This is a genomic window from Sphingobium cupriresistens LL01, from assembly GCF_001046645.1.
GTDB classification, from domain to species: domain Bacteria; phylum Pseudomonadota; class Alphaproteobacteria; order Sphingomonadales; family Sphingomonadaceae; genus Sphingobium; species Sphingobium cupriresistens.
Genome location: NZ_KQ130441.1, coordinates 31,992 through 53,803 on the forward strand (window position 1 = coordinate 31,992; position 21,812 = coordinate 53,803).

Consider the following 21,812-nt stretch of genomic DNA (forward strand, 5'->3'; position numbering starts at 1 on the left):
GCGGTCACATGCTGGGCGATCTTGCGCGCAAGGGCGGGATTGGACCCGGAAAAGGCCCCGTGCGCGGTGAGAAGATTATTGGGCGTCACGTCCAGCTCATAGGTGAGCAGGAAGGCCGCAATTTCATCGAGCAGATGGCGGCGCGCCTGCTGGAAGACATTGCCAGCGCCGTTTGCGAACGCTGCTTTCCCGTCCGCGTTGCGCCCCCCGCGCGCGCCGCGAAAGCCAAGCCATTCCAGTATCGGGCGTCACCTCAAGGTTTGTGCGCCAGACAACGATTTGGCAGACATAATGCGAACATCGGCTAATTAGCGAGCTTGAGGCGCGACATGGGATCGTTGAGCTGGCGGAATTCACCGCCAGGCGGACGCTCCGCCTGCCCTCAAAGGCAGCCGCCGGGCAGGCTACGCCGCGGGGTACGATGCTACTGACATGGCCAAGCCTTCGCTAACGAGCGTTCAGCTCCGGCCACCATATGAACACTCATAAAATAGCTATTCTGCTCCGCCCAGCGTAAATATGCCGCGCGCAGCGCCGATCGGTCATAGCGTGGAGCGCGGCATTCCGCTTTTCGCGCGACGATCATCATGTCGAGCACGCCTTGGAGGTAAGCGCCGCATCGCGGCTCATTCGCTTGACAGCTTACGAACAACGCCGAGCCCGTCGCCGACGCGGGTTCGGTTTGGCCGATCGCACTATCAGGCAGGGCGGCCAAAGCGGCGCATAACAATATCCATCGCCTTGGCCGCATTTTCGTCTCCTATTCCGCAGTATCATTTCGGAAGGGGCGCACGGCCCTCGACGGCCGGCGCCCCGTGCTGATCCATCATTCGCGGCCGAGCACCTGGCCTTCGGGCGTGACGAACAGTTCGATCGTCTTTCCGTCGCTGTTCTTGCCCTTGATTTCATAGAGCGTGCTTCCGTCCGCCTTTCGGGTGACTTGCTCCGCTTTGCTTATTGACGCGAGTTGCGCGCGTGCCGCGTTCATCGCGGCCTCGGGCACCTGAGCAAGCGGGATGTCTCGTTCGCTGTGCTTGCCGATTATCCGGTTTTCGTTCGCCTCGTGGTTTTGCGCGATCGCCACGCCCGCGATCGCCAGCGCGGCCGCGCCCACGCCTGCGACAACAGTGAGAGTTCGTTTGCTAGCCATGTTCCATTCCACTTCCTGCATAAGGGCCGTGGGGTCGGGCGGGCGGCGGTTACGGCCCAATGAGCCGTCGTCCGAGTTCAACTCCTCTGATTGTTCATCCTGTCGAGCGCCGCGCGCAGCCCACGGGCGAGCTTGGCTGCGTCGTCGTTGGCCCAGAAGTGCATGAAGAACAGCCGCGGCTCGTCGTTTAGCATATGATTATGCAGCGCCGTGACCTCGATCCCGTTCGTCCGCAGCACGCGCAGGACCGGATCGACCTCGTTTGCGACAAGTACGAAATCGCCGGTGATGGCGGCTCGGCCGTCCCCGGTTGGCTGAAAGTTGATCGCGGTCGCCGTGCCCATCGTCGGCGGAGTCTCCATATCGCCGTCCATCAGCCGCTCGGCGCGCGGAAAGCTGTATTGGAGGATGCCACCGGCCGTCTTGCCCTCACCGCCCATCAACCGGTTGAGCGCGGCCACATCGAGGTCGAGCCGCGATGCGGCTGCGCTGGCCGAAGGCGATTGCGGCGCGGCGAGCGGGGTCCGACTGGCTGATAGCGCTTGCCGGAGCGCGGCCGCGAGCTTCACCGGGTCGCCGTGGCCGGCAATGTGCATGTACATGGTCGCAGGCGAAGAGCGGAGCAGGTGATTGTGGAGCGCGGTGATCGTAAAACCGCTTGCGAGCAGGCGGCTCAAAACGGGGTTCACCTCGTCGTGGGTCAGCACGAGATCGCCCATCACCATCGCCTCGTCGCCCATCGGCTGAAACGCCGCCCAAGAGCCGAGCGCGAGGGAGGGCTTGATCGTCACCCCATCCAGCGTGACGCTCAGGTCCGAACGCGGGAAGCTGTAGCGGTGAACGCCCCCCGGCTGTTCGGCCCCCGCTCGTCCTATCGCCCGGTCGACAGCCGACCAGTCCGGCGCTGCCCAAGCCGGGCTTGCCAGCAGGAGGCTGGCGAATCCCAAGGCGATGGTCTTTTTCAGCATAATTGATCCTTCATCAGCGCACTCGACACGGAAAGCCTCACGTCATGCGAGCGCGCCGCCGGCGAGCCGCGACATTACGCTCCGGTTTCTTTCTTCGGGATAAGCAGTCCTATGCTCATGAGGCTTGTGATGCAACCCTTACACTTGTAGGCTAGTGACGATACAACTATGACAAACACACAAGCTTCCCCTTGGTTGCTCCTGATCCCGCAGCTTCCGGCTAAGCCTGCCTATTTGCGGGTGAAGGTCTGGCGGCGTTTGCAGGCGATCGGGGCCGCGCCGCTCAAGAACGCCGTCCATGCGCTCCCCAATCGCGAGGACACGCGCGCGCTGTTCGAAGAACTGCATCGCGAGATCACCGAAAATGGCGGCGAGGCGCTGATCCTCGAAGCGCGCCTTGTCGGCGGCATGGGCGATGCGGAGCTGCGCGGAGTGTTCGACGCTGCGCGTGACGCCGACTATGAGGAGTTGGCACGCGAGGCGCGCGCGCTGTGTGAGGGCGAGTATGTCGCGGCGGCGGATGTGGGCCGCCTGCGCAAACGCCTGAACGAGGTCGCCGCGATCGACTTTTTCGGTGCGCATGGTCGGCAGGCGGCACAGGCCGCCATCACCGAGGCGGACCGCCGCTCTCACCAACATCCCGATGTGAGCGGCCCCGGTGCGCCCGAGCTGACCCCGGCGGAGCTAAAGCGCCGCGTTTGGGTGACGCGCCGCCATGTCCATGTCGATCGCATCGCGTCCGCCTGGCTCATTCGCCGCTTCATCGACCCCGAGGCGAGCTTCAAGTTCGTCGAGGGCAAAGGATATGTGCCGGAGCCTGACGAACTGAGGTTCGACATGGCGGACGCTGAGTTCACCCACGAAGGCGACCGCTGCTCCTTCGAGACCTTGGTGTTCCTCACCGGTCTCGAGACCGACCCCGCGCTGCGGGCGCTCGGCGAAATTGTTCACGACCTTGATATTGCCGATGCTCGGTTCGAGCGCCCGGAAACTCCGGGAGTGAGCGCGCTTATCGCCGGCATCTGTGCCGGCACCGACGACGACGAGGAGCGGATCGCGCGCGGATCGACCGCGCTCGACGGATTCTATGCTCACTTCACCCGGCGAAAAGAGGACTAAAGATGGAGGCCAGCGCACGCGCTGAAATCGCAGTCGAGACGCTGCACGAGCACGGCATCAGCTTTGGCGAGGCGGTGCGCGTCTGGATCAGGGTCGCGCTGCTCAGCTTCGGCGGACCGGCGGGCCAGATAGCGGTGATGCATCGCATCCTGGTCGAGGAGAAGCGCTGGATCGGCGAGGAGCGGTTCCTCCACGCGCTCAACTATTGCATGCTGCTGCCCGGCCCTGAAGCGCAACAGCTAGCTGTCTATATTGGCTGGTTGCTCCATAAGACCAAGGGCGGCCTGGTCGCGGGCGCGCTATTCGTGCTGCCCGGCTTCCTCGCGATTTTAGGGCTCAGCTATGTCTATGTGCTGCTCGGCGAAGTGCCGCTGGTCGAGGGATTGTTCTTCGGATTGAAGGCCGCCGTGCTGGCGGTGGTGCTACAGGCGGTGGTCCGGGTGGGTTCGCGTGCCTTGAAGAACAACGTCATGCGCGGTTTTGCCGCGCTGGCGTTCGTCGCGATCTTCGTGCTCGACGTGCCCTTCCCGCTGATCGTGCTTGCCGCCGCGCTGATCGGCTTCTTCAGTGGCCGCGCTGGTTACGCCGCATTCAAGGGCGGCGGCGGACATGGTCCCGCCGGCGCTGAGATAATCCACGACCGCGACACCGCTCTTGGCGAGGGCCTTCCCGACCATGCCCGGCCGAACCTCTCTTGGTCGCTGCGCATCTCCGGCGTCCTGCTGCTGCTCTGGCTCGGGCCGGTCGCAGCGCTGCTGTTCGCGTTCGGCCCCGACGACGTGTTCAGCCGCATCGCCACCTTCTTCAGCCAGATGGCGGTGGTGACCTTCGGCGGCGCCTATGCGGTGCTCGCCTATGTCGCGCAGGAGGCAGTCGAGACCTATGGCTGGCTCCAGCCCGGCGAGATGCTCGACGGGCTCGGCATGGCCGAGACCACGCCCGGGCCGCTGATCATGGTGACGCAGTTCGTCGGCTTCCTCGCGGCCTTCCGCGAAGCGACCGGGCTGCCGCCGCTCGTCGCCGCGACCTTCGGCGCAATCCTCACCACCTGGGTTACCTTCCTGCCATGCTTCCTGTGGATCTTCGCCGGCGCGCCATTCATCGAGCGGCTGCGCGGCAACCGCGCATTGTCGGCCGCGCTTTCGGCGATCACCGCCGCAGTGGTCGGCGTGATCCTCAATCTGGCGGTCTGGTTTGGTATCCACACTCTGTTCGAGCAAGTCCGCGAAGTGCCGTTCGCAGCCGGCACCATCGATCTCCCAGTCCTAACGTCCGTCAACTGGCCGGCGCTGGCGCTCGCGGTGGGTGCGATACTCGCCATGTTCCGGTTCAAGGCCGGCATGCTGCCGGTGCTCGGCGTCTGCTCGGTCCTCGGGGCCGCATATGTAATGATCATCTGAAGGAGTGACGCGTGACGATCGACCATCTTTCCCGACGCAGTGCAATCGCAACTCTTGGCATCGGAGCCGCCGCCATGACTATCAACGAAGCCTCTGCGCAGACGCCGGCCGCAGCGCCGGCGGCTGTCCCCGCCTTTGCCGGAAATCATCAGGTCAAGCCGCTCAGGTTCAATCCCGCCAGGCTTCACGGCCTCTCCGAAAGGCTGATCACATCGCACCACGAGAACAATTATGCGGGCTCGGTCAAGGCCCTGAATATGATCGAGACACGACTTGCCGCCGCGCTCGCTGACACGGACCTGCCGCCGGTGGTCTATGGCGGATTGAAGCGCGAGGAGCTGCACCGCACCGGCTCGGTCGTGCTCCATGAGGTCTATTTCGACGGGCTCGGCGGCAACGGCCAGGCAGCCGGTTCCATCCGCGACGCGCTGGGCGCGGCGTTCGGCTCGTTCGACCGCTGGGAAGCCGACTTCCGCCGTACCGGGATGAGCCTTGCCGGCGGATCGGGCTGGTGCGTGCTCGTCTACAATCTCCACACGCGCTCGCTGCACAACCATTGGGCGTGGGATCATATGCACGGTGCGATTGCCGGCGTGCCGCTGCTCGCGCTCGATATGTACGAGCACAGTTTCCACATGGATTACGGCACCGCCGCCGCCAAATATGTCGACGCCTTCTTCCGCAACATCGACTGGGAAGTGGTCGACCGGCGCTATGCCGCGGCTTTGCGCGGCGGCGGCTGAACCCGACCGCCGTGGCTTAACACCCACTGCTGCGCGACACCTGAGTTCGCGACCACAAAGGGGACAGGTCCGATGGGGAGATGCAACAATGACATCCGGCCCGAACATCGCTCTTCTTTGGCGTGGGCAAGCAGCCGAGTGGACGCATCGCTTTCATGAAGCCCGGCAGTGGCCGATAATGCAGGCCTTGCGGGCGCTCGGGGCGACCGCAAGGCCTGTACTGTACAGGGACGAGGCGGTTCGCGAGATTCGGGACGAGCTGCTGTCGTGCGACGCAGTGCTGGTCTGGGTGAATCCGTTGGACATTTCAGGCGACCGCTCGCAGCTCGATCCAATGCTGCGCGAAGTCGCGGGGTGCGGCGTTGTCGTCAGCGCGCATCCTGACGTGATCGCCAAAATCGGCGTCAAGGAAGTGCTCTACACAACGCGATCCATGGAATGGGGCAGCGATGTCGATCGATACGTGGACGCTGAAGGCCTTCGCGCTCGTTTCCCCGAACATCTTGCCGCAGGCCCGCGCGTGCTGAAGCCGAACTACGGCAACGGCGGCAGGAATGTATGGCGTGTCCAACTAGACGAAGCGGGAAACGCTCCGGCTTTGAAAACGTCGGTGAAAGTTCAAGAGGCCCGCCAAGGAAGCAAATCGGAGCGCATCAGCCTAGCCGAGTGCTTGGAAAGGTGGGTGCCGTTTCTAAACGACGGCGGCGTGCTGATCGATCAGGCTTATCAGCCGCAGTCGTCCGAGGGCATGGTCCGCTGCTACGTGTGCGGGCACCGAGTGGTTGGCTTTGGGCACAACCTGATCACTGCGCTGATGACGCCAACGGCCATTGATACAACGTCGTCAACCCCACAGCCGATGGGCCGCGCCATGTTCGGACCGGAGGTGACGCGCTTCGCAGCCTTACGGAAAGCGATGGAGGATCGCTGGATTCCAGAGATGCAAAGGTTGCTGTCGATCGCCGACCACGATCTTCCGCTTCTTTGGGACGCCGACTTCCTATTTCGCCCTGGTGAAGCCATCAGCGATGGCTCCTATGCGCTTTGCGAGATCAATGCTAGTTCGGTTGCACCATTTCCGCCAAGCGCCGTCCAGCCAGTCGCCGCAGCGGCAATCGGTCGCGCTCTTGCCATTCGTTTGACGAAGGAGACCTCCAATCCTCATTGATATGATTCAAGCAATTCAAGAGACGTGACATTGGTCGTATCAATCAGACAAGCCTAAGGGTGAGCGAGGCTGGGTGAAACCGGCTCAGGTGGCAGCGCGGAGATACTGGTAGAGGGTTTCGCGACTGATCCCCAGGTCACGGGCGATGACGGCCTTGCGCTCGCCGTCATCAACACGGCGGTGCAGCTCGGCGACCATTTCGTCGGAGAGGGAACGTTTCCGCCCGCGATAAGCACCGCGTTGTCTAGCGACCGCAATGCCTTCGCGCTGCCGCTCCCGGATCAGGGCGCGCTCGAATTCGGCGAACGCACCCATGACCGAGAGCATCAGGTTGGCCATCGGGGAATCCTCGCCCGAGAAGGCCAGGCTTTCCTTCACGAACTCGATCCGGACGCCTCTTTTGGTGAGGGACTGAACCAGTTTGCGCAGATCGTCGAGATTACGCGCCAATCGATCCATGCTGTGGACCACGACGGTGTCACCCTCGCGGGCGAAGGCGAGCATGGCATCGAGTTCGGGGCGGTTGATGTCCTTGCCCGATGCCTTGTCGGTGAAAATCCGGTCGAGCGACTGCCCGTCCAACTGGCGATCGACATTCTGATCGAATGTGCTCACCCGGACGTAACCGATCCTCTGGCCTTTCATCGCCGCCTCCGGTCAAAATGTCAGGTTGAATTCTATGACACGGCGGAACATGCGTCAATAAATGCTTGCCATAACCCTATCCTGACAGAAACCGCCGCTGCATCCTGACGTCCGGTTAGGCTATACTCCAGATTGACGCTAGCCTGTCGCTCTCGACTCGGGATGGAGGCAGGATGGCGCGGCGGCGATTATTGACCGGAGAAGAAAGGCGTCGCCTGTTCGATATCCCCCATGACGAAACCGCGATCGTCGGCCACTATACCCTTGCCGCCGAGGATCTCGAACTGGTCGGTCGCCGCTATCGCCCTGCCAACCGCCTCGGTCTGGCAACGCAGATCGCGCTTATGCGGCATCCCGGCTTCGGTTTGCAGCCCGACGTCGACGTCCCCGATGCGGTCCTTCACTATCTCGCCGCCCAGCTCTTCGTCGATGTTGATGCGTTCGCCGACTATGGCCAGCGCGCGCAAACACGTAACGATCATGCCGACATTGCGGCACGGCATCTGGGGCTACACCCTTTTCGGCGAGGGGATATACCGCTCGCGCTCGATCTCGCCGCAAGAGCTGCGGAGCGGACCGATCGGGGCGAACCTATTGTCCGCGCATTGATGGAGGGGCTGAAGCAGGAACGCTTCATTCTTCCATCGGCAGACACGCTCGAACGTGCGGGCCTCGCCGGCAGGGCACGCGCCCGCAAAGCCGCGGCGGCGCTCATTGTCGAAAGCCTGGGTCATGCCGAACTGGCGCGGATCGATGATCTGATCGTCAACAACAGCGACTTCGGCATGACGCCGCTGGCCTGGCTGCGCAATTTCGAGGAAGCGCCCACCACGGCGAACATCAACGGGCTGCTGGAACGGCTACGCTATGTGCGCGGAATCGGCATCGACCCGGCGATCGGCGCGAAAATCCCCGACTTCCGGTTCGCGCAGTTCATGCGCGAAGGTGGCGTTGCGCCGGCGTTCCTGCTCTCCGATTATAGCCTTAACAGGCGCCGCGCGACGCTGATCGCGGCGGTCATCGACCTCGATGCCAGGCTCGCCGATGGTGCGATCCAGATGTTCGACAGGCTTGTCGGAAGCCTGTTCACACGGGCGCGGCGCGGGCGGGAAAGGCGCTATCAGGACAGCATCCGCTCGGTCGGCGAACTTATGCGGCTGTTCGGCGCGACGATCGCCGCGCTGGGAGAGGCGGTCGAACATGGCGGTAATCCGCTCGAACTGATCGACGAAGCGGTAGGCTGGCACAGACTGGTCGCAGCCAAATCGCAGGTCGATGCGCTGGCCGAGCTGGCGGGCGAAGATGCGCTTGTCGCGGCGACTGGTCGCTATGCGACGCTGCGGCGGTTCAGCCCGGCTTTCCTCGATACATTCACGTTCAAGGCATCGGGGAGCGGATCGCAACTGGTCAAGGCCATCGAGGTCATCCGCGATACCAATGCCCGCAAGGCCCGCAGCCTGCCCGAGGGCGTTCCGCTCCCATTCGCCAACCGGCAGTGGAAGCGCCTCATCACCGAAGGTGGCCAGGTCGATCGCCGGCGATACGAGACGGCCATCATGGCCACGCTGCGCGATCGGTTGCGCGCCGGCGACATATGGGTCGAAGGAACCCGCAATTATCGCCGCTTCGACACCTATTTGCTGAGTCGACGCGATGCCGATAAGGTGGCCGACAGCCTGCCATTCCAGACCGATGCGGCCGCCTATCTGGAGGAGCGGGCAAGGACGCTCGACTGGCGGCTGCGCCGTTTCGCCAAGCAACTCAAGGCGAACAGGCTCGCGGGCGTGGCGCTCGAACGCGACCGGCTCAAGCTGCAACCCATGCCGGCGATCACTCCACCCGAGGCGGAGGCTCTCGATCGCAGGCTCGACGCCTTGCTTCCGCGCGTGCGGATCACCGAACTCCTGGTCGAGGTGGCCGAGCGCACCGGGTTCCTGAGCGCATTTCGCGATCTTCGGTCCGGCAAGGAGCATGACAACCCGCACGCGATCCTCGCCGCCATTCTCGCTGATGGATCGAATCTGGGTCTAGAGCGCATGGCCAACGCCAGCGACGGGGTGAGCTACGCCCAGCTTGCCTGGACCCACAACTGGTATTTGTCGCCCGAAAACTATCAGGCCGCGTTGGGGATGATCGTTGCCGCGCACCATGATCTTCCTTTCACGCGCCATTGGGGAGCCGGCACTAGTTCATCCTCCGATGGGCAGTTCTTCCGCTCGGGCCGCAACCGATCGGCGGCGGCCGACATCAATGCGAAATATGGCAGCGAGCCGGGCCTGAAGATCTACTCCCACCTGTCCGATCATTTTGCCTCGTTCGGATCGCGGATCATGTCGGCCACCGCCGGCGAGGCCCCCTACGTGCTGGATGGCCTGATGCTCGGCGCCGGCGCGCTACCGCTGCATGAGCATTACACGGCTCTGTTGCAAAAATCGTGAAGCTTGAGCATGCTTGGCGGAGATTGGACGGACGGAACGATGACGGATTTCAAGTGGCGCCATTTCCAGGGTGATGTGATCCTGTGGGCGGTGCGCTGGTATTGTCGCTATCCGATCAGCTATCGCGACCTTGAGGAAATGCTGGCGGAACGCGGCATTTCGGTCGACCATACGACGATCTATCGCTGGGTCCAGTGCTACGCCCCGGAGATGGAGAAGCGGCTGCGCTGGTTCTGGCGGCGTGGCTTTGATCCGAGCTGGCGCCTGGATGAAACCTACGTCAAGGTGCGGGGCAAGTGGACCTACCTGTACCGGGCAGTCGACAAGCGGGGCGACACGATCGATTTCTACCTGTCGCCGACCCGCAGCGCCAAGGCAGCGAAGCGGTTCCTGGGCAAGGCCCTGCGAGGCCTGAAGCACTGGGAAAAGCCTGCCACGCTCAATACCGACAAAGCGCCGAGCTATGGTGCAGCGATCACCGAATTGAAGCGCGAAGGAAAGCTGGACCGGGAGACGGCCCACCGGCAGGTGAAGTATCTCAATAACGTGATCGAGGCCGATCACGGAAAGCTCAAGATACTGATCAAGCCGGTGCGCGGTTTCAAATCGATCCCCACGGCCTATGCCACGATCAAGGGATTCGAAGTCATGCGAGCCCTGCGCAAAGGACAGGCTCGCCCCTGGTGCCTGCAGCCCGGCATCAGGGGCGAGGTGCGCCTTGTGGAGAGAGCTTTTGGCATTGGGCCCTCGGCGCTGACGGAGGCCATGGGCATGCTCAACCACCATTTCGCAGCAGCCGCCTGATCGGCGCAGAGCGACAGCCTACCTCTGACTGCCGCCAATCTTTGCAACAGAGCCCGCAGAAGTTCGCTGAAAATGGCTTTAACGCGCTCATCATCGACTATCGCAACCTCGGGGTCAGTGGCGGCGACAATCGCCAGCATCTGGATCCCTGGGCGCAGATCCGGGATTATCAGAACGCCATCAGCTTCCTCGAGCGCCACCCTGCGGTCGACCCCGACAAGATCGGGGCCTGGGGCATTTCCTATTCCGGCGGCCATGTCATCATCCTTGCAGCGATCGACGAGCGGGTGAAAACGGTCATCAGCCATGTTCCCGTTATCGACGGATATGAGAATATGCGTCGTATCCATGGCGTAAACGGCTGGCGCCAACTTCTGAAGCTGATCGCCGATGATCGCGCGCTACGTTATGAAAAGCCCGGTGAGCAACTCTATTTGCCGCACGCCACCATTGATTACGTCAATGACATTCCTTGCTGGCCGGTGCCGGAAGCGGAAATTGTCTTTAACGAGATCAAGAAAAATGACGCGCCGCTCTATCAGAACAAGAGCACTGTCGAATCGGTCGAATTGCTCCTAAATTACAATGTGAACAGCTTTGTTGGTCGCGTCATCAACACACCTGTCATGATGGTGGTTGCCGAAGGGGACGATATTACCCTATGGGATCTTGAAATCGATACGTTCAATGCCATTCCTTGCCCCCGCAAGGAACTTGTGGTGTTGCCGCACACGACCCACATAACGCTCTATTCCGACAAGGCGAGAGGCATGATGGCCGCCGAGGCGGGACTGAGGTGGCTCAACGAGACGCTCCGCTAAGGCGAACGCTTTTCACGGCCGCCTGCGGGGTAGCCAAAGAGATATCCTCTGCGGAAAACAGGACCGGTGATCATGTCCGAAGTATATCCTCTCCAGGACCGTATCGCATTGGTGACCGGCGCATCGAGCGGTCTTGGGCGCCATTTCGGACTGCTGCTCGCGGCGAACGGCGCACATGTCGCCCTCGCGGCGCGCAGCATCGACCGGGTCGCGGACACGGCAAAGGCGATTACCGACCAAGGCGGCAAAGCACTTGCCGTAGCGCTCGATGTTACCGATCGGGCCAGCGTTGATGCGGCCGTCGCACGGATCGAGGACGAGCTCGGCCCGATCCAGATCCTTGTCAACAATGCCGGCGTCGCGGCGACCGCGCCTTTTCTCGATATGACGGAACAAGATTGGGCACAGGTTCTCGATACCAACCTGACCGGCGTCTGGCGCGTCGGCCAGGCCGTTGCCCGCCGCATGGCCCCTCTTGGGCGAGGCAGCATTATCAACATAAGCTCAATGGCTCTGTTGCAAAGATTGGCGGCAGTCAGAGGTAGGCTGTCGCTCTGCGCCGATCAGGCGGCTGCTGCGAAATGGTGGTTGAGCATGCCCATGGCCTCCGTCAGCGCCGAGGGCCCAATGCCAAAAGCTCTCTCCACAAGGCGCACCTCGCCCCTGATGCCGGGCTGCAGGCACCAGGGGCGAGCCTGTCCTTTGCGCAGGGCTCGCATGACTTCGAATCCCTTGATCGTGGCATAGGCCGTGGGGATCGATTTGAAACCGCGCACCGGCTTGATCAGTATCTTGAGCTTTCCGTGATCGGCCTCGATCACGTTATTGAGATACTTCACCTGCCGGTGGGCCGTCTCCCGGTCCAGCTTTCCTTCGCGCTTCAATTCGGTGATCGCTGCACCATAGCTCGGCGCTTTGTCGGTATTGAGCGTGGCAGGCTTTTCCCAGTGCTTCAGGCCTCGCAGGGCCTTGCCCAGGAACCGCTTCGCTGCCTTGGCGCTGCGGGTCGGCGACAGGTAGAAATCGATCGTGTCGCCCCGCTTGTCGACTGCCCGGTACAGGTAGGTCCACTTGCCCCGCACCTTGACGTAGGTTTCATCCAGGCGCCAGCTCGGATCAAAGCCACGCCGCCAGAACCAGCGCAGCCGCTTCTCCATCTCCGGGGCGTAGCACTGGACCCAGCGATAGATCGTCGTATGGTCGACCGAAATGCCGCGTTCCGCCAGCATTTCCTCAAGGTCGCGATAGCTGATCGGATAGCGACAATACCAGCGCACCGCCCACAGGATCACATCACCCTGGAAATGGCGCCACTTGAAATCCGTCATCGTTCCGTCCGTCCAATCTCCGCCAAGCATGCTCAAGCTTCACGATTTTTGCAACAGAGCCCCAGCACTTGCTCGGTGCGCCCCAGCGTCGGCTCGTAATCGGGAATCTCGATATTCTCGCGCGCGGCGGTCAGCCCCTCGATCGCGGCGCGCAGCAACGCCACCTCGCCATGCACCGACGCCAACCGATCCTCGACCCGCGCGAACGCCAGCGCCGGATCGTCAGCGTCGCCAAAACTATCATCCTCTTCCCGCATCGCCGCCTCCGTCCGTCTATATTTGACAATTTTTCACAACATCCAACGAAATCAAATGATAAGGCGGCGCGCGACCCGAAAGTCTCAATAGCGACTCTCTTGAGACTTACTGGCCTGCCAGTCGTGGGACTGGCAGGCCATTTTTCCGGTCGGCCAATTACCGGCTAAGGCCACGATCGCGGCCAATCCCAAGTTCGTGCGTCAACTGGTGGCTAAGGTCGCGCCCGCGCCCCATGCCCATCTCAAGCCCCAGCTCGCGCTCACGGCCGCGCAGGATCGATTCCACCTGGGGATCGCGCTCAAGGCTTTTCGCCATGCCCGCCATTTCCTTGCCCGCCTTCTCGCGGCCCGTCATGTCGCCGGCGCGATAAAGCCGGTCACGGTCCTGGGAGAGCTGTTGCCAGCGTTCCACGAACCGATCGGCGCGCAAGTTCGGATCGGCCCGCACCTTGGCCTCCTGCGCCATCGCATCCATCATCGGGCCGCTGCGCCCCGCCGCCGCCTCATGGAGCAAGCCGGGTTCGCGCTGGAACGCCGATGCCATATCGCGCGAAGCCCCCGCCCTGATCTGGTCCAGCGCCTCGGTCGCGCGCTCGAGCGCGACCTTCTGATGCTCCAATACCGGCCCGCCCGATGCGCGGGCCTGCAACACCGCCTCGGCCGAACGCGAGGCCCGCTCGACCGCGCGCCGGAAATCATGGGTAAGGCCCTGCTCGGCACGCGCCGGGGCTTCCTTCGCCGGCGTCGGCGTGCGCGACGACAGTTTCAGCCCATCGAACATGCCCCGCTTGGGAGCCGCTTTTTCCTTCGCGCCCTGCGCTGGCTCGGCCGCCTTCGCCGGCTCGGCCGACAGCTTCAAGCCGTCGAACATGCCGCGCCGCGGCTGTCGCTCGGCCGCGGCCTTCGCATCCCCTGCGCCGCGGCCCTCGCCGATCTCGCGTGGGCGTGGATCTCCGCCCATCTGGCGCATGGTGCCAGCACGCGGGCCAAGAAGCTCCACACCCTTGCGCTCGGGCGCATCCGGCAATCGGATCTCGCCCGACAGACCGCGCCGATCGGCGAACGATTGCGCCTCGGCGTCGCGGTCCCGATACATGGGATAATCCGACGCCATATCCTTCGCCCGCTCGCGCGACAGCGTGCGGACAAGCCGCCGATCGTCGGCGAAGTCGTCGCGGCCATAGTGGAGCTGCACGCCCTCACGGTGCCGCGACAGCGCCACATAGGCCGCATGGCGGTCCATCCCCGGCGTCGCCAGCACATGCCCCTGATCGACCGTCACGCCCTGCGATTTGTGGATGGTCGCGGCATAGCCATGATCGACATGGGCATAGTCCTTGAGGTCGAACGCCACCTGTCGGCCATCATCGAGCCGCACCGCCATGCTGTCGGGCGACACGCGCTCGACCTTCCCCAGCGTGCCGTTCTTCACGCCTAGCCCGCGCTCGTTTTTCAGGAACATGATGCGGTCGCCGGTCGCGAACTCGCGCGCGCCCCGCTCGGCCGAAATCCGCACGTCCTGCCCCAGCTCGCCGGCTTCGCGCAGCCGATCGCGCGCGGCCTGGTTCAAATCACGAACCTCGGCATTGGTGTGGGTGAGGATGATCCGCGTCTTTTCGGGATCGGCAAGCCGCTGCGCGTCCCATGTGTCGATCAGCTCGGCCCGCGCAGCCTCGCGCGTCTCGGCCGCGTGGACCATGCCATGCTCGGCATAGGCATGGATCGCCTCGCCGGTCCTGCCCGTCGCCAGCGCCCGCGTGGCGTCCTTCTGCCAGTCCTCATGCTGCCGGCGAACCTCGCTGATCTCGGCCGCGCCGTGGCGCTCGGCAAGGGACCGGAACGCCGCCCCGGCCTCGATCGCCTGCAACTGCTCGGGATCGCCGACAAGGACCACCTTCGCGCCGGCCCTTTCGGCCTCGGACAATACGCGCTCCATCTGGCGCGTGCCGATCATGCCCGCCTCGTCGATCACCAGCACGTCGCGCGGGCCTAGCAGCTCGCGGCCCTGGTCCCACTGATATTCCATGCTCGCGATCGTGCGGGACTGGATGCCGGAACCGCCCTCAAGCCCCTCGGCCGCGATGCCGGACAAGGCCGCGCCGCGCACCTGATAGCCGGCGCGCTCCCATTCGTCGCGCGCCACGCCCAACATGGTCGATTTGCCGGTGCCGGCATAGCCGACGACGATTGCCAGGTCGTTCTTGCCGGTGATATGCGCCAGGGCGTCCTTTTGCTGGCTTCCCAGCGCAAGGCTTCCACTCTCGGCGGTGTCTCGCCCCCCCATTTGAGACGCCGCCGAGAGACCATGCCCCGCCCGATCCGCAAGCCGATCGCCGGCCTGGCTCAACCGCTGCTCGGTGTCGATCATGTCGCGCGACGTGAACCGATCCTCGCCGCGCCCGTCCTTCCCCAGCGCCACCAGCTCGGGCGAGGTCCGCACCGCGCTCATCACCTGGTCGAACTGATCCTTGCCGTCGCTGTGCCGGAACGCGAACTGCGCCAGGTCGCGCCGCGTGAACGTCGCCTGCTGGCGCGTGATCGCGTCCAGCGCGATCTCGGGCCGCGCAATGATCTTCTCGCCATTTTCGCGCGCGATCCGGGCATGGTCCTCGACCCGCTCGGCCTCAAGCCCTTGTTCGGGCATCCGCGATGCAGCCGGCCCGATCTTGTGTTGCGGCTCAAGGTCGATCCCCTGCGCCGCCAACGTGCGATGGTCGATCCGCGCGTCAATATCCAGCTCGGCAAGGCGCTGGTTCACATGGTCGGCCCACGCCTCGCGCCACTCCTTCAGGAGCGCCGTGCTGTTCCACTCGACTACCTTCTTGCCGAAGCCGTCCGGGCTGATTTCACGCATCGACAACATGACATGCGCGTGCGGCTTGGGCTGGCCGTCCTTGCCCATGTCCCAATGCACATTGAGGTCGGCCACCATGCCGCGTTCGACGAACTGCTTTTCGACGAACTCGCGGGCGAGCTGGACGCCCTGCTGCTGGTTCAGCTCGCGCGGAATCGAGAACTCGACTTCGCGGGCAAGTTGCGCGTCCTTGCGCTTCTCGCCGGCCTCCACCTCGTTCCACAAGGTCGCGCGATCGTTTAAACGCTCCGGCGCACCTTCGGGCAGCATGATTTCCGAATGGACGACGCCGGCCTTGTTCGAGAAATCATGATCGCGCCCGAGTCGGTCATCGTGCAGCCGCTCCGCCGCACGATAGGCCGCGCTCGCAACGGCGCTCGATCCACTGGATCGGCCAATGACTTTCGCGGAGAAATGGTAGATTGCCATGACGATACGAAACTTACCTTTCTTAGCGCAGGTCGGCAACGACCTATAAGCGCGCACTCACCACTCACTGCCGTTCGCGTGATTGACTTCACCGTATTTCTGTTCGGAACCGCTGTCCTGCCAGCGCGATCATGCTACTGTGCGGCTTCTGTTCGACGGGCGCGAGGGAGAGAATGATGCGAAAGACGCGCGACTATGACGCCGAATTGCGGGCACTGAGCGACAAGGCCAAGTCTATCAAGGCGAAGAAGATACAGCAACTCGGCGAGCTGGTGACGGGGACCGGGGCCGATGCGCTCGATCTGGACACGCTCGCCGGTGCGCTGCTCGCCGCCGTGGAATCGGCCGACGCGGAGGAAAGGGAGGCGTGGCGCTCGCGGGGCGCGGCCTTCTTTCAAGGACGCGGGCGCAAGGCTGGGCGACGCGCTGGCGGCAACGGCGAAGGCGGAAACCAAGCTGGCGCAGGCGAGGCACAGGGTTGAAGCCGCCAAGCGCCGCACCGATACGAGAGGATGGGTCGTGCAGCGTCGCGAACGCACCCGCCATCTCATAGAGCTGGGCGGCCTCGTCCAGAAAGCCGGGCTCGTCGAACTGACCGACGACGATCGAGCAACGCTCTATGGCGCGATGCTCGATCTGGCCGCCCGCGCGCAAGGCGATGGCAACGCCCTCGCGCTCTGGAAGCGGCGCGGCAAACGGGCCTTCGACGCGGAAGCGGAAGGACAGGACAACGCGGAAGGAAACGCCCATGACTGACACGTCGCGCCTCTCCTGGCAGCTCCTGATGGTCGGACCGGGAATCGACCGGATCACCCCCGACATTCAGGACAAGCTCGCCTCGCTGCTCGATCTGCTTCCCGCCACCGCGACCATCAATGTCCAGACCGATGCCGGCTATGTCACCGTCTCGCGCGACTGGCCCAGTCACCGCATGGAAACCGTCGATAGCCTGGTGGACGAAATCGCCGCCGCTCCGGGCATCACCCATATCGCGCTGCCGGCAAGCGAAGGACAGGAACCGTGACGCGCGCCCTCGACATCGGGGCGATCCGCGCCCAGGTCCGCGCGCTCGATTATGTGCGCGGCACCCCCGCCGAAGTCGCGATGTGGCGCGAAGGCGATGCCGAAGCCCGCGCCAATCTCGCGATCGAAGGCATGGACCTCGACGCCGACGAACACGCCCTGTTCGACATGCTGCGCGCGGAAGCTGTCCCCCCTCCCCTCGCCACCGCGATCGTCCTCAAGCTGCTCGATCATCCCGACGCGGACCCGGCGCTGGCGATCACGCCGGCAACGATCGGATGACGATGCGGGCCGATCTCGATCATCTTCCCGCCGCCAAGCGCCGCGAACTGGAACGGGTCGCCCGCGTCCTGTTCGATGAATTTGAGGATGCCGTCAAAACCAAGCTCTCCGACAAACGCAAGGGCGGCCGCATCCTCAAGCTGATCCTGTTCGGCTCCTACGCGCGCGGCGATTGGGTCGAGGATCGCGCCAGCGGCTACATCTCCGACTATGACCTTCTCGTCGTCGTCAACTCCGAGACCTTCACCGATCTGCAAACATGGTGGGCGGTCGCCGACGATCATCTGGTGCGCGAGCTGACCGTCACCCGCCATCTCTCAACGCCGGTCAATTTCATCGTCCATTCCCTGATGGACGTAAATGACCAGCTCGCGCGCGGCCGTCCCTTCTTTGCCGACATAGCCCGCGATGGCATTGCCCTCTACGAAGCGCCGGGACAGGGCCTCGCCATGCCGCGCCAGCTCGACGCGCAGGAACGCCACGCCGAAGCCCTGCGCCATCGCGACCATTGGTTCCCGCTCGCCGCGCACGCGCTCAAGCTCGCCCAGGACAGCATCGCCGACGGCGTGCCGCGCGATGCGGCGTTCATGCTGCACCAGGCCGTCGAGCGGGCTTACAATGCCGTGCTGCTCGTCCTGACGCTCTACGCGCCCAAATCGCACCGTCTCGGCATCCTGCGCTCGCTCGCCGAAAATCTAGACCCCCGGCTGATCGAAGCATGGCCGCGCGATACTCGCGCGGCCCGCCGCCATTTCGCACAGTTGCAGCGCGCCTATGTCGAGGCCCGCTATTCCCACGCCTATGAAATCACCCCCGACGAACTGGCCTGGCTCGTCGAGCGCGTGAGGCATTTCCACACGATCGCCGCCGCGATCTGCGCCGAACATCTCGCCACGATCGACACCAAAAACGACCCAGGAGGATTGCCATGAAACCAGCCCTGTTCCTCACGCCCCTGCTCGGCCTCGCCGCCTGCACCCCCGCTGCGCCCGACCCTCGCGGTGTCGATCGCGACGAAACCGTGCTGACCGTCACCGGCACGGGGCGCGCCGAAGCCACCCCCGATCAGGCGTTGTTCACTGCCGGCCTGTCGAGCATCGCCGCCGACGCGCAGGCCGCCAGCGCCCGCAACGCGGAAACCATGAACAAGATCACCGCCGCGCTCGCCAGGCTCGACATTCCGGCGCGGGATATTCAGACCCGCAACCTCTCGGTCAACCGGATCGACTATGGCGCGAACAAGGGCCGCTATGAGGCCAGCAACAGCGTCGCCGTGCGGGTCCGCGACAACAAACGGGTGAGCGAAGCTCTCGCCGCCGTCACCGCTGCCGGGGCCAACATCGTCTCCGGCCCCAATCTCTCGGTCGCCGATCCCGAAAAGGCCAACCTCGGCGCTTATGGCACCGCCTACAAGGCCGCGCGCGCCAAGGCCGATGCCTATGCCGCCGCCGCCAACCTGCGCGTTACGCGCGTGCTGGCGATCAGCGATGGCGGCCAGGGCGGCTATATGCCGCAAATGGCCGACATGGAGGCCCGCATCGCCGCTCCCCCGACAGTCGTGCCACAGGCAGCGCCCCCGGTGATGGCGGGGACCAACATGAACATCGTGACCGTGCGGGTGGATTTCGCCCTGGCGGCGAAGTGATCCGGCATGGAATGGTTCCGCCAGCTCGGCCGCGCGATCCGCAACCTCGCCCGCCTCGCGCGCGAGCAACCGATTTGGGCGATCACGGCGCTGACCCTTAGCCCGCTCGCGCTCATCCGCCATCTGTTTCGCACCGCGATCCTGTTCCTGATCGTCGGCATCGTCCTGGCCGGCGGGATGCAATTCGTCCTCGCCTCCCTGCTCGGCCTGGCTCGCGATTCCAATCTCTACCAGCTCGGCATGATGCTGACGTTCCTCGTCATCATCCTGGTCACGCTGCGCGCCCTCTTCCAACCGCTGATCCTGCGCTATGGTGGCCCTGCCGGCGACGATACCCACGGCTCGGCCCGCTTCGCCACCGATCGCGAGACGCGCCCCCTCGCCCAAAATGGCGACGGCCTGCTGATCGGCCGCGACCGCAAATCGGGCAAGCCGCTGCGCTATGCCGGCCCCGCCCATCTGCTGACGATCGCGCCGACGCGCACCGGCAAGGGCGTGGGCACCATCATCCCCAACCTGCTCGACTATCCCGGCCCGGTCGTCTGCATCGACCCCAAGGGCGAGAACGCGCGTATCACCGCCCACTATCGCGCACGCTTCGGCCCGGTCCATGTCCTCGATCCCTTCGGCGTAACGGGCATGGTCGGGGCCGCGTTCAATCCATTGGATCGTATCGACCCTGCCGGCCTCGATCTCGCCGACGACTGCATGACGCTGGCCGACGCACTGGTCTATGACGCCCCCGGCGAAGCGGGCGAGGCGCATTGGAACGAGGAAGCCAAGGCGTTGATCGCCGGCCTGATCCTGCATATCGTTTGCCAGGAGCCGGCGGGCACACGAACCCTTGCCACGCTGCGCGACCGGCTCACCCTCGCTCCGCAAGCCTTCGCCGCCCAGCTCGAAGCCATGCAGGCGCAAGGCGGCCTCACCGCCCGCGCCGCCAATCGCCACCTCGGCAAGTCCGATCGCGAAGCCGCTGGCGTGCTGTCGGCCGCGCAGCGCCATACCCATTTTCTCGACAGCCCGCGCATGACGGCGGTGCTGGGGCACTCGGATTTCACGTTCGCCGATGTGAAGGCGCAGCCTACCAGCGTCTATCTGGTGCTGCCGCCCGATCGGCTCGCCACCTATGCGCGCTGGCTGCGCCTGATGCTCGCGCAAGGGCTGACCGATCTCGCGCGCGCGCCGGCCTCCCCTGCCCGCTCCGTCCTGTTCCTGCTCGATGAGTTCGCCGCCCTCGGCCGCCTCGAACCCGTCGAGCGCGCTATGGGCCTCATGGCCGGCTACGGCATCCAGCTCTGGCCGATCCTGCAAGACGTTCACCAGCTCCGCGCGCTCTACGAGCGCCGCGCCGGCACCTTCCTGTCGAACGCCGGCGTCTTGCAGATATTCGGCGTCAACGATCACGACAGCGCCAAGCTCGTCTCCGATCTGCTCGGCCAGGAAACGGTCGTGTTCGAGAGCATGAGCCGCGCGATCGACGCGGAAGAGACCGGCATATCGTTCGGATCGCAGCATGTCGGCCGCCCCTTGCTCACGCCCGATGAGGTCCGCACGCTGCGCGAGGATTTGCAGCTCCTGTTCCTCGCGGGGCAACGGCCGATCGTCGCCGCCAAGCTACGCTATTTCGCCGATCGCGAGTTCGCGGGGAAGTTCGACAAGGTGTAGAGCGTTTAAACCGTCTCAAACACAAGGTATTTCGACCATGCCTAATGAACGATTTGAGGAATTTGCCGATCGATTCATGAAAAGCATCGGCGAGCCGGGCTGTGACCTACAAGCATTGGTCGATGAGCTGATAGAACTGCACGCTGTCGAGCGCGACGAATTTAACCGTGTCCGCCTGATAAGTATGCACATTGCGTTGACCAACATCGCTGCCGAAGGCTTGGCCAAGGCACAAGCCCCAGGCTCTCAGATCATCGGCTTTCTGGCCGATAACCTTTCGACTTACCATCTCATGCTCCGCCAGGAGAGTTTGGTTGACGGGCAGATCGACAAGGCCGTGCTTTTGCGCGTGACCGAACGCGAAATCACCGCTGGCCGCATGAAGAGCAACGATCCTCTCCGGGCATTTGCCGAAGGCGGCGAGTATATTCGCGACAATCCGATGGAGGGCCTTTTCCACGCTGATCCATCGGCCGACGACAAACCCGTCCTGAATTGAAGCGATAGCACCACGCGCCACAGGGCGCGAATGTATAGGCGTATACAAATATACAAGTTCGCCGTCTGTTCGGCCTGGGCGTTGTTTAGCGGACTTTCCGCGCCCTCCCCTGCCGGTTCTTAGCGTAGGATTCCGCCCTCTCCCGCAACGATGATCGGGCCAGGTTCGCGAAATCGTTGTCTGGCGCACAAATCTTGAAGCTCGCCGCGCCGATCGCGGCCGCTCGGACCCGATGTTGCCGTTTTTCAGCCCTAGCGTCCATAAAACGCACTTCCGTGTCGTCGCGCGCGATCGTGCGAGGATCTAGCTTCCAAAAAATCGGCCGCCTAGGAAGCCCGTAGAGCGGCATCGGGCGCTCGACCTCTCCAACCCTGCCGAACGCTCAGAATGACGCCCAGCGGCCCGGAAATCGCCCCTGCCGCGACGTTTCCGCCTCCCCTGCCCTCTCGGCTTGATCGCTGCCCTATCCGCCTGGCTTTTCTGGAAAGCCAATTGCGACGGTGCCGCTGGCGCTGTGGTCGCGGCAGGGGCGCAGCGTTTAAACGATCCCTAATCCAACAAAAAGCGTGCC

At 63.9% G+C, this 21,812-nt stretch carries 21 protein-coding genes and 3 pseudogenes; 17 read left to right on the forward strand and 7 right to left on the reverse strand.

Features of this window, described 5'->3' with window-relative positions:
* Positions 1–8 precede the first annotated feature (8 nt).
* Positions 9–308: a hypothetical protein gene (locus V473_RS24500; protein ID WP_244884602.1), complete on the forward strand. Its 300-nt coding sequence runs from the start codon at positions 9–11 to the stop codon at positions 306–308.
* Positions 309–424: 116 nt separating this feature from the next.
* Here the strand turns inward: V473_RS24500 and V473_RS24665 are convergent, their stop codons facing one another.
* The 3 genes from V473_RS24665 to V473_RS21830 all read right to left on the reverse strand — a co-directional run bounded on the left by V473_RS24665 (position 425) and on the right by V473_RS21830 (position 2,118).
* A complete protein-coding gene (locus tag V473_RS24665) occupies positions 425–751 on the reverse strand; it encodes a Rap1a/Tai family immunity protein (RefSeq protein WP_223178489.1) in 327 nt (108 codons plus the stop codon).
* 75 nt (positions 752–826) lie between these two features.
* Entirely contained in the window at positions 827–1,231 is a 405-nt protein-coding gene (locus V473_RS21825; RefSeq protein WP_228165648.1) for a PepSY domain-containing protein, read from the reverse strand.
* A complete protein-coding gene (locus tag V473_RS21830; protein WP_008603797.1) occupies positions 1,228–2,118 on the reverse strand; it encodes a DUF1259 domain-containing protein in 891 nt (296 codons plus the stop codon). Before V473_RS21830 ends, V473_RS21825 begins: the two co-directional genes overlap by 4 nt.
* Positions 2,119–2,286: 168 nt before the next feature.
* Between V473_RS21830 and V473_RS21835 the strand changes: the two genes are divergently transcribed.
* The 4 genes from V473_RS21835 (at position 2,287) to V473_RS21850 (ending at position 6,548) form a co-directional block, all read left to right on the forward strand.
* Entirely contained in the window at positions 2,287–3,237 is a 951-nt protein-coding gene (locus V473_RS21835) for a chromate resistance protein ChrB domain-containing protein (protein WP_025160483.1), read from the forward strand.
* A 2-nt stretch (positions 3,238–3,239) separates the two neighbouring features.
* Positions 3,240–4,637: a chromate efflux transporter gene (chrA, locus tag V473_RS21840; RefSeq protein ID WP_017184237.1), complete on the forward strand. Its 1,398-nt coding sequence runs from the start codon at positions 3,240–3,242 to the stop codon at positions 4,635–4,637.
* Positions 4,638–4,648: 11 nt separating this feature from the next.
* Positions 4,649–5,380: a superoxide dismutase gene (locus tag V473_RS21845; protein ID WP_008603800.1), complete on the forward strand. Its 732-nt coding sequence runs from the start codon at positions 4,649–4,651 to the stop codon at positions 5,378–5,380.
* Between the two features lie 88 nt (positions 5,381–5,468).
* A complete protein-coding gene (locus V473_RS21850) occupies positions 5,469–6,548 on the forward strand; it encodes a Cj0069 family protein (RefSeq protein ID WP_157784811.1) in 1,080 nt (359 codons plus the stop codon).
* An 84-nt stretch (positions 6,549–6,632) separates the two neighbouring features.
* On the opposite strand, the gene V473_RS21855 is transcribed toward V473_RS21850, so the two are convergent.
* Positions 6,633–7,193, reverse strand: coding sequence for a recombinase family protein (locus tag V473_RS21855; RefSeq protein WP_017184234.1), 561 nt, complete (start codon positions 7,191–7,193; stop codon positions 6,633–6,635).
* Positions 7,194–7,366: 173 nt separating this feature from the next.
* On the opposite strand from V473_RS21855, the pseudogene V473_RS21865 reads away from it, so the two are divergent.
* The 4 genes and pseudogenes from V473_RS21865 to V473_RS23270 all read left to right on the forward strand — a co-directional run.
* A pseudogene (locus V473_RS21865) lies at positions 7,367–9,610 on the forward strand (Tn3 family transposase); the annotation flags it as partial.
* 60 nt (positions 9,611–9,670) lie between these two features.
* On the forward strand, positions 9,671–10,435 hold the full coding sequence (locus V473_RS21870) for an IS6-like element IS6100 family transposase (RefSeq protein WP_001389365.1): 765 nt from the start codon (positions 9,671–9,673) through the stop codon (positions 10,433–10,435).
* A 41-nt stretch (positions 10,436–10,476) separates the two neighbouring features.
* The gene (locus tag V473_RS21875) at positions 10,477–11,256 is read left to right on the forward strand and encodes an alpha/beta hydrolase (RefSeq protein ID WP_066609336.1); all 780 of its coding nucleotides are present in this window, start codon (positions 10,477–10,479) and stop codon (positions 11,254–11,256) included.
* Between the two features lie 72 nt (positions 11,257–11,328).
* Positions 11,329–11,724: pseudogene (locus tag V473_RS23270) on the forward strand (SDR family NAD(P)-dependent oxidoreductase); the annotation flags it as partial.
* Positions 11,725–11,819: 95 nt separating this feature from the next.
* Here the strand turns inward: V473_RS23270 and V473_RS21885 are convergent.
* The 3 genes and pseudogenes from V473_RS21885 to traA all read right to left on the reverse strand — a co-directional run bounded on the left by V473_RS21885 (position 11,820) and on the right by traA (position 16,124).
* Complete coding sequence (locus V473_RS21885) at positions 11,820–12,584, reverse strand: IS6-like element IS6100 family transposase (protein WP_001389365.1); 765 nt, start codon at positions 12,582–12,584, stop codon at positions 11,820–11,822.
* 56 nt (positions 12,585–12,640) lie between these two features.
* Positions 12,641–12,841: pseudogene (locus V473_RS21890) on the reverse strand (DUF6118 family protein); the annotation flags it as partial.
* Positions 12,842–12,998: 157 nt separating this feature from the next.
* Entirely contained in the window at positions 12,999–16,124 is a 3,126-nt protein-coding gene (traA, locus tag V473_RS21895; protein WP_013038673.1) for a Ti-type conjugative transfer relaxase TraA, read from the reverse strand.
* Between the two features lie 176 nt (positions 16,125–16,300).
* Here traA and V473_RS21900 point away from each other — a divergent pair, with 176 nt between their 5' ends.
* The 8 genes from V473_RS21900 to V473_RS21935 are packed head-to-tail and all read left to right on the forward strand — an operon-like array spanning position 16,301 to position 21,241.
* Positions 16,301–16,606, forward strand: a complete 306-nt coding sequence (locus V473_RS21900; RefSeq protein WP_013038674.1) for a conjugal transfer protein TraD — start codon at positions 16,301–16,303, stop codon at positions 16,604–16,606.
* Between the two features lie 37 nt (positions 16,607–16,643).
* Positions 16,644–16,880 (forward strand): conjugal transfer protein TraD, encoded by a 237-nt coding sequence (locus tag V473_RS21905; RefSeq protein WP_013038675.1) that lies wholly within the window; start codon positions 16,644–16,646, stop codon positions 16,878–16,880.
* The gene (locus V473_RS21910) at positions 16,873–17,148 is read left to right on the forward strand and encodes a hypothetical protein (RefSeq protein ID WP_013038676.1); all 276 of its coding nucleotides are present in this window, start codon (positions 16,873–16,875) and stop codon (positions 17,146–17,148) included. Before V473_RS21905 ends, V473_RS21910 begins: the two co-directional genes overlap by 8 nt.
* Positions 17,145–17,429, forward strand: coding sequence for a hypothetical protein (locus V473_RS21915; protein ID WP_013038677.1), 285 nt, complete (start codon positions 17,145–17,147; stop codon positions 17,427–17,429). The genes V473_RS21910 and V473_RS21915 overlap by 4 nt, the downstream gene beginning before the upstream one ends.
* Positions 17,426–18,361, forward strand: a complete 936-nt coding sequence (locus tag V473_RS21920; protein WP_013038678.1) for a HEPN domain-containing protein — start codon at positions 17,426–17,428, stop codon at positions 18,359–18,361. Before V473_RS21915 ends, V473_RS21920 begins: the two co-directional genes overlap by 4 nt.
* The gene (locus V473_RS21925) at positions 18,358–19,074 is read left to right on the forward strand and encodes an SIMPL domain-containing protein (RefSeq protein ID WP_013038679.1); all 717 of its coding nucleotides are present in this window, start codon (positions 18,358–18,360) and stop codon (positions 19,072–19,074) included. Before V473_RS21920 ends, V473_RS21925 begins: the two co-directional genes overlap by 4 nt.
* A gap of 6 nt (positions 19,075–19,080) precedes the next feature.
* Complete coding sequence (locus V473_RS21930; protein WP_013038680.1) at positions 19,081–20,742, forward strand: type IV secretory system conjugative DNA transfer family protein; 1,662 nt, start codon at positions 19,081–19,083, stop codon at positions 20,740–20,742.
* A gap of 37 nt (positions 20,743–20,779) precedes the next feature.
* On the forward strand, positions 20,780–21,241 hold the full coding sequence (locus V473_RS21935; protein ID WP_066609337.1) for a hypothetical protein: 462 nt from the start codon (positions 20,780–20,782) through the stop codon (positions 21,239–21,241).
* The last annotated feature ends 571 nt before the right edge of the window (positions 21,242–21,812 follow it).

What these genes read in the sequence shown, in the direction of transcription:
- V473_RS24500 (WP_244884602.1), top strand. Translation starts at nt 9, where the DNA reads ATGCTGGGCGATCTTGCGCGCAAGGGCGGGATTGGACCCGGAAAAGGC.
- V473_RS24665 (WP_223178489.1), bottom strand. Translation starts at nt 751, where the DNA reads ATGCGGCCAAGGCGATGGATATTGTTATGCGCCGCTTTGGCCGCCCTG.
- V473_RS21830 (WP_008603797.1), bottom strand. Translation starts at nt 2,118, where the DNA reads ATGCTGAAAAAGACCATCGCCTTGGGATTCGCCAGCCTCCTGCTGGCA.
- V473_RS21835 (WP_025160483.1), top strand. Translation starts at nt 2,287, where the DNA reads ATGACAAACACACAAGCTTCCCCTTGGTTGCTCCTGATCCCGCAGCTT.
- chrA (WP_017184237.1), top strand. Translation starts at nt 3,240, where the DNA reads ATGGAGGCCAGCGCACGCGCTGAAATCGCAGTCGAGACGCTGCACGAG.
- V473_RS21850 (WP_157784811.1), top strand. Translation starts at nt 5,469, where the DNA reads ATGACATCCGGCCCGAACATCGCTCTTCTTTGGCGTGGGCAAGCAGCC.
- V473_RS21855 (WP_017184234.1), bottom strand. Translation starts at nt 7,193, where the DNA reads ATGAAAGGCCAGAGGATCGGTTACGTCCGGGTGAGCACATTCGATCAG.
- V473_RS21870 (WP_001389365.1), top strand. Translation starts at nt 9,671, where the DNA reads ATGACGGATTTCAAGTGGCGCCATTTCCAGGGTGATGTGATCCTGTGG.
- V473_RS21885 (WP_001389365.1), bottom strand. Translation starts at nt 12,584, where the DNA reads ATGACGGATTTCAAGTGGCGCCATTTCCAGGGTGATGTGATCCTGTGG.
- traA (WP_013038673.1), bottom strand. Translation starts at nt 16,124, where the DNA reads ATGGCAATCTACCATTTCTCCGCGAAAGTCATTGGCCGATCCAGTGGA.
- V473_RS21900 (WP_013038674.1), top strand. Translation starts at nt 16,301, where the DNA reads ATGCGAAAGACGCGCGACTATGACGCCGAATTGCGGGCACTGAGCGAC.
- V473_RS21910 (WP_013038676.1), top strand. Translation starts at nt 16,873, where the DNA reads ATGACTGACACGTCGCGCCTCTCCTGGCAGCTCCTGATGGTCGGACCG.
- V473_RS21920 (WP_013038678.1), top strand. Translation starts at nt 17,426, where the DNA reads ATGACGATGCGGGCCGATCTCGATCATCTTCCCGCCGCCAAGCGCCGC.
- V473_RS21925 (WP_013038679.1), top strand. Translation starts at nt 18,358, where the DNA reads ATGAAACCAGCCCTGTTCCTCACGCCCCTGCTCGGCCTCGCCGCCTGC.
- V473_RS21930 (WP_013038680.1), top strand. Translation starts at nt 19,081, where the DNA reads ATGGAATGGTTCCGCCAGCTCGGCCGCGCGATCCGCAACCTCGCCCGC.
- V473_RS21935 (WP_066609337.1), top strand. Translation starts at nt 20,780, where the DNA reads ATGCCTAATGAACGATTTGAGGAATTTGCCGATCGATTCATGAAAAGC.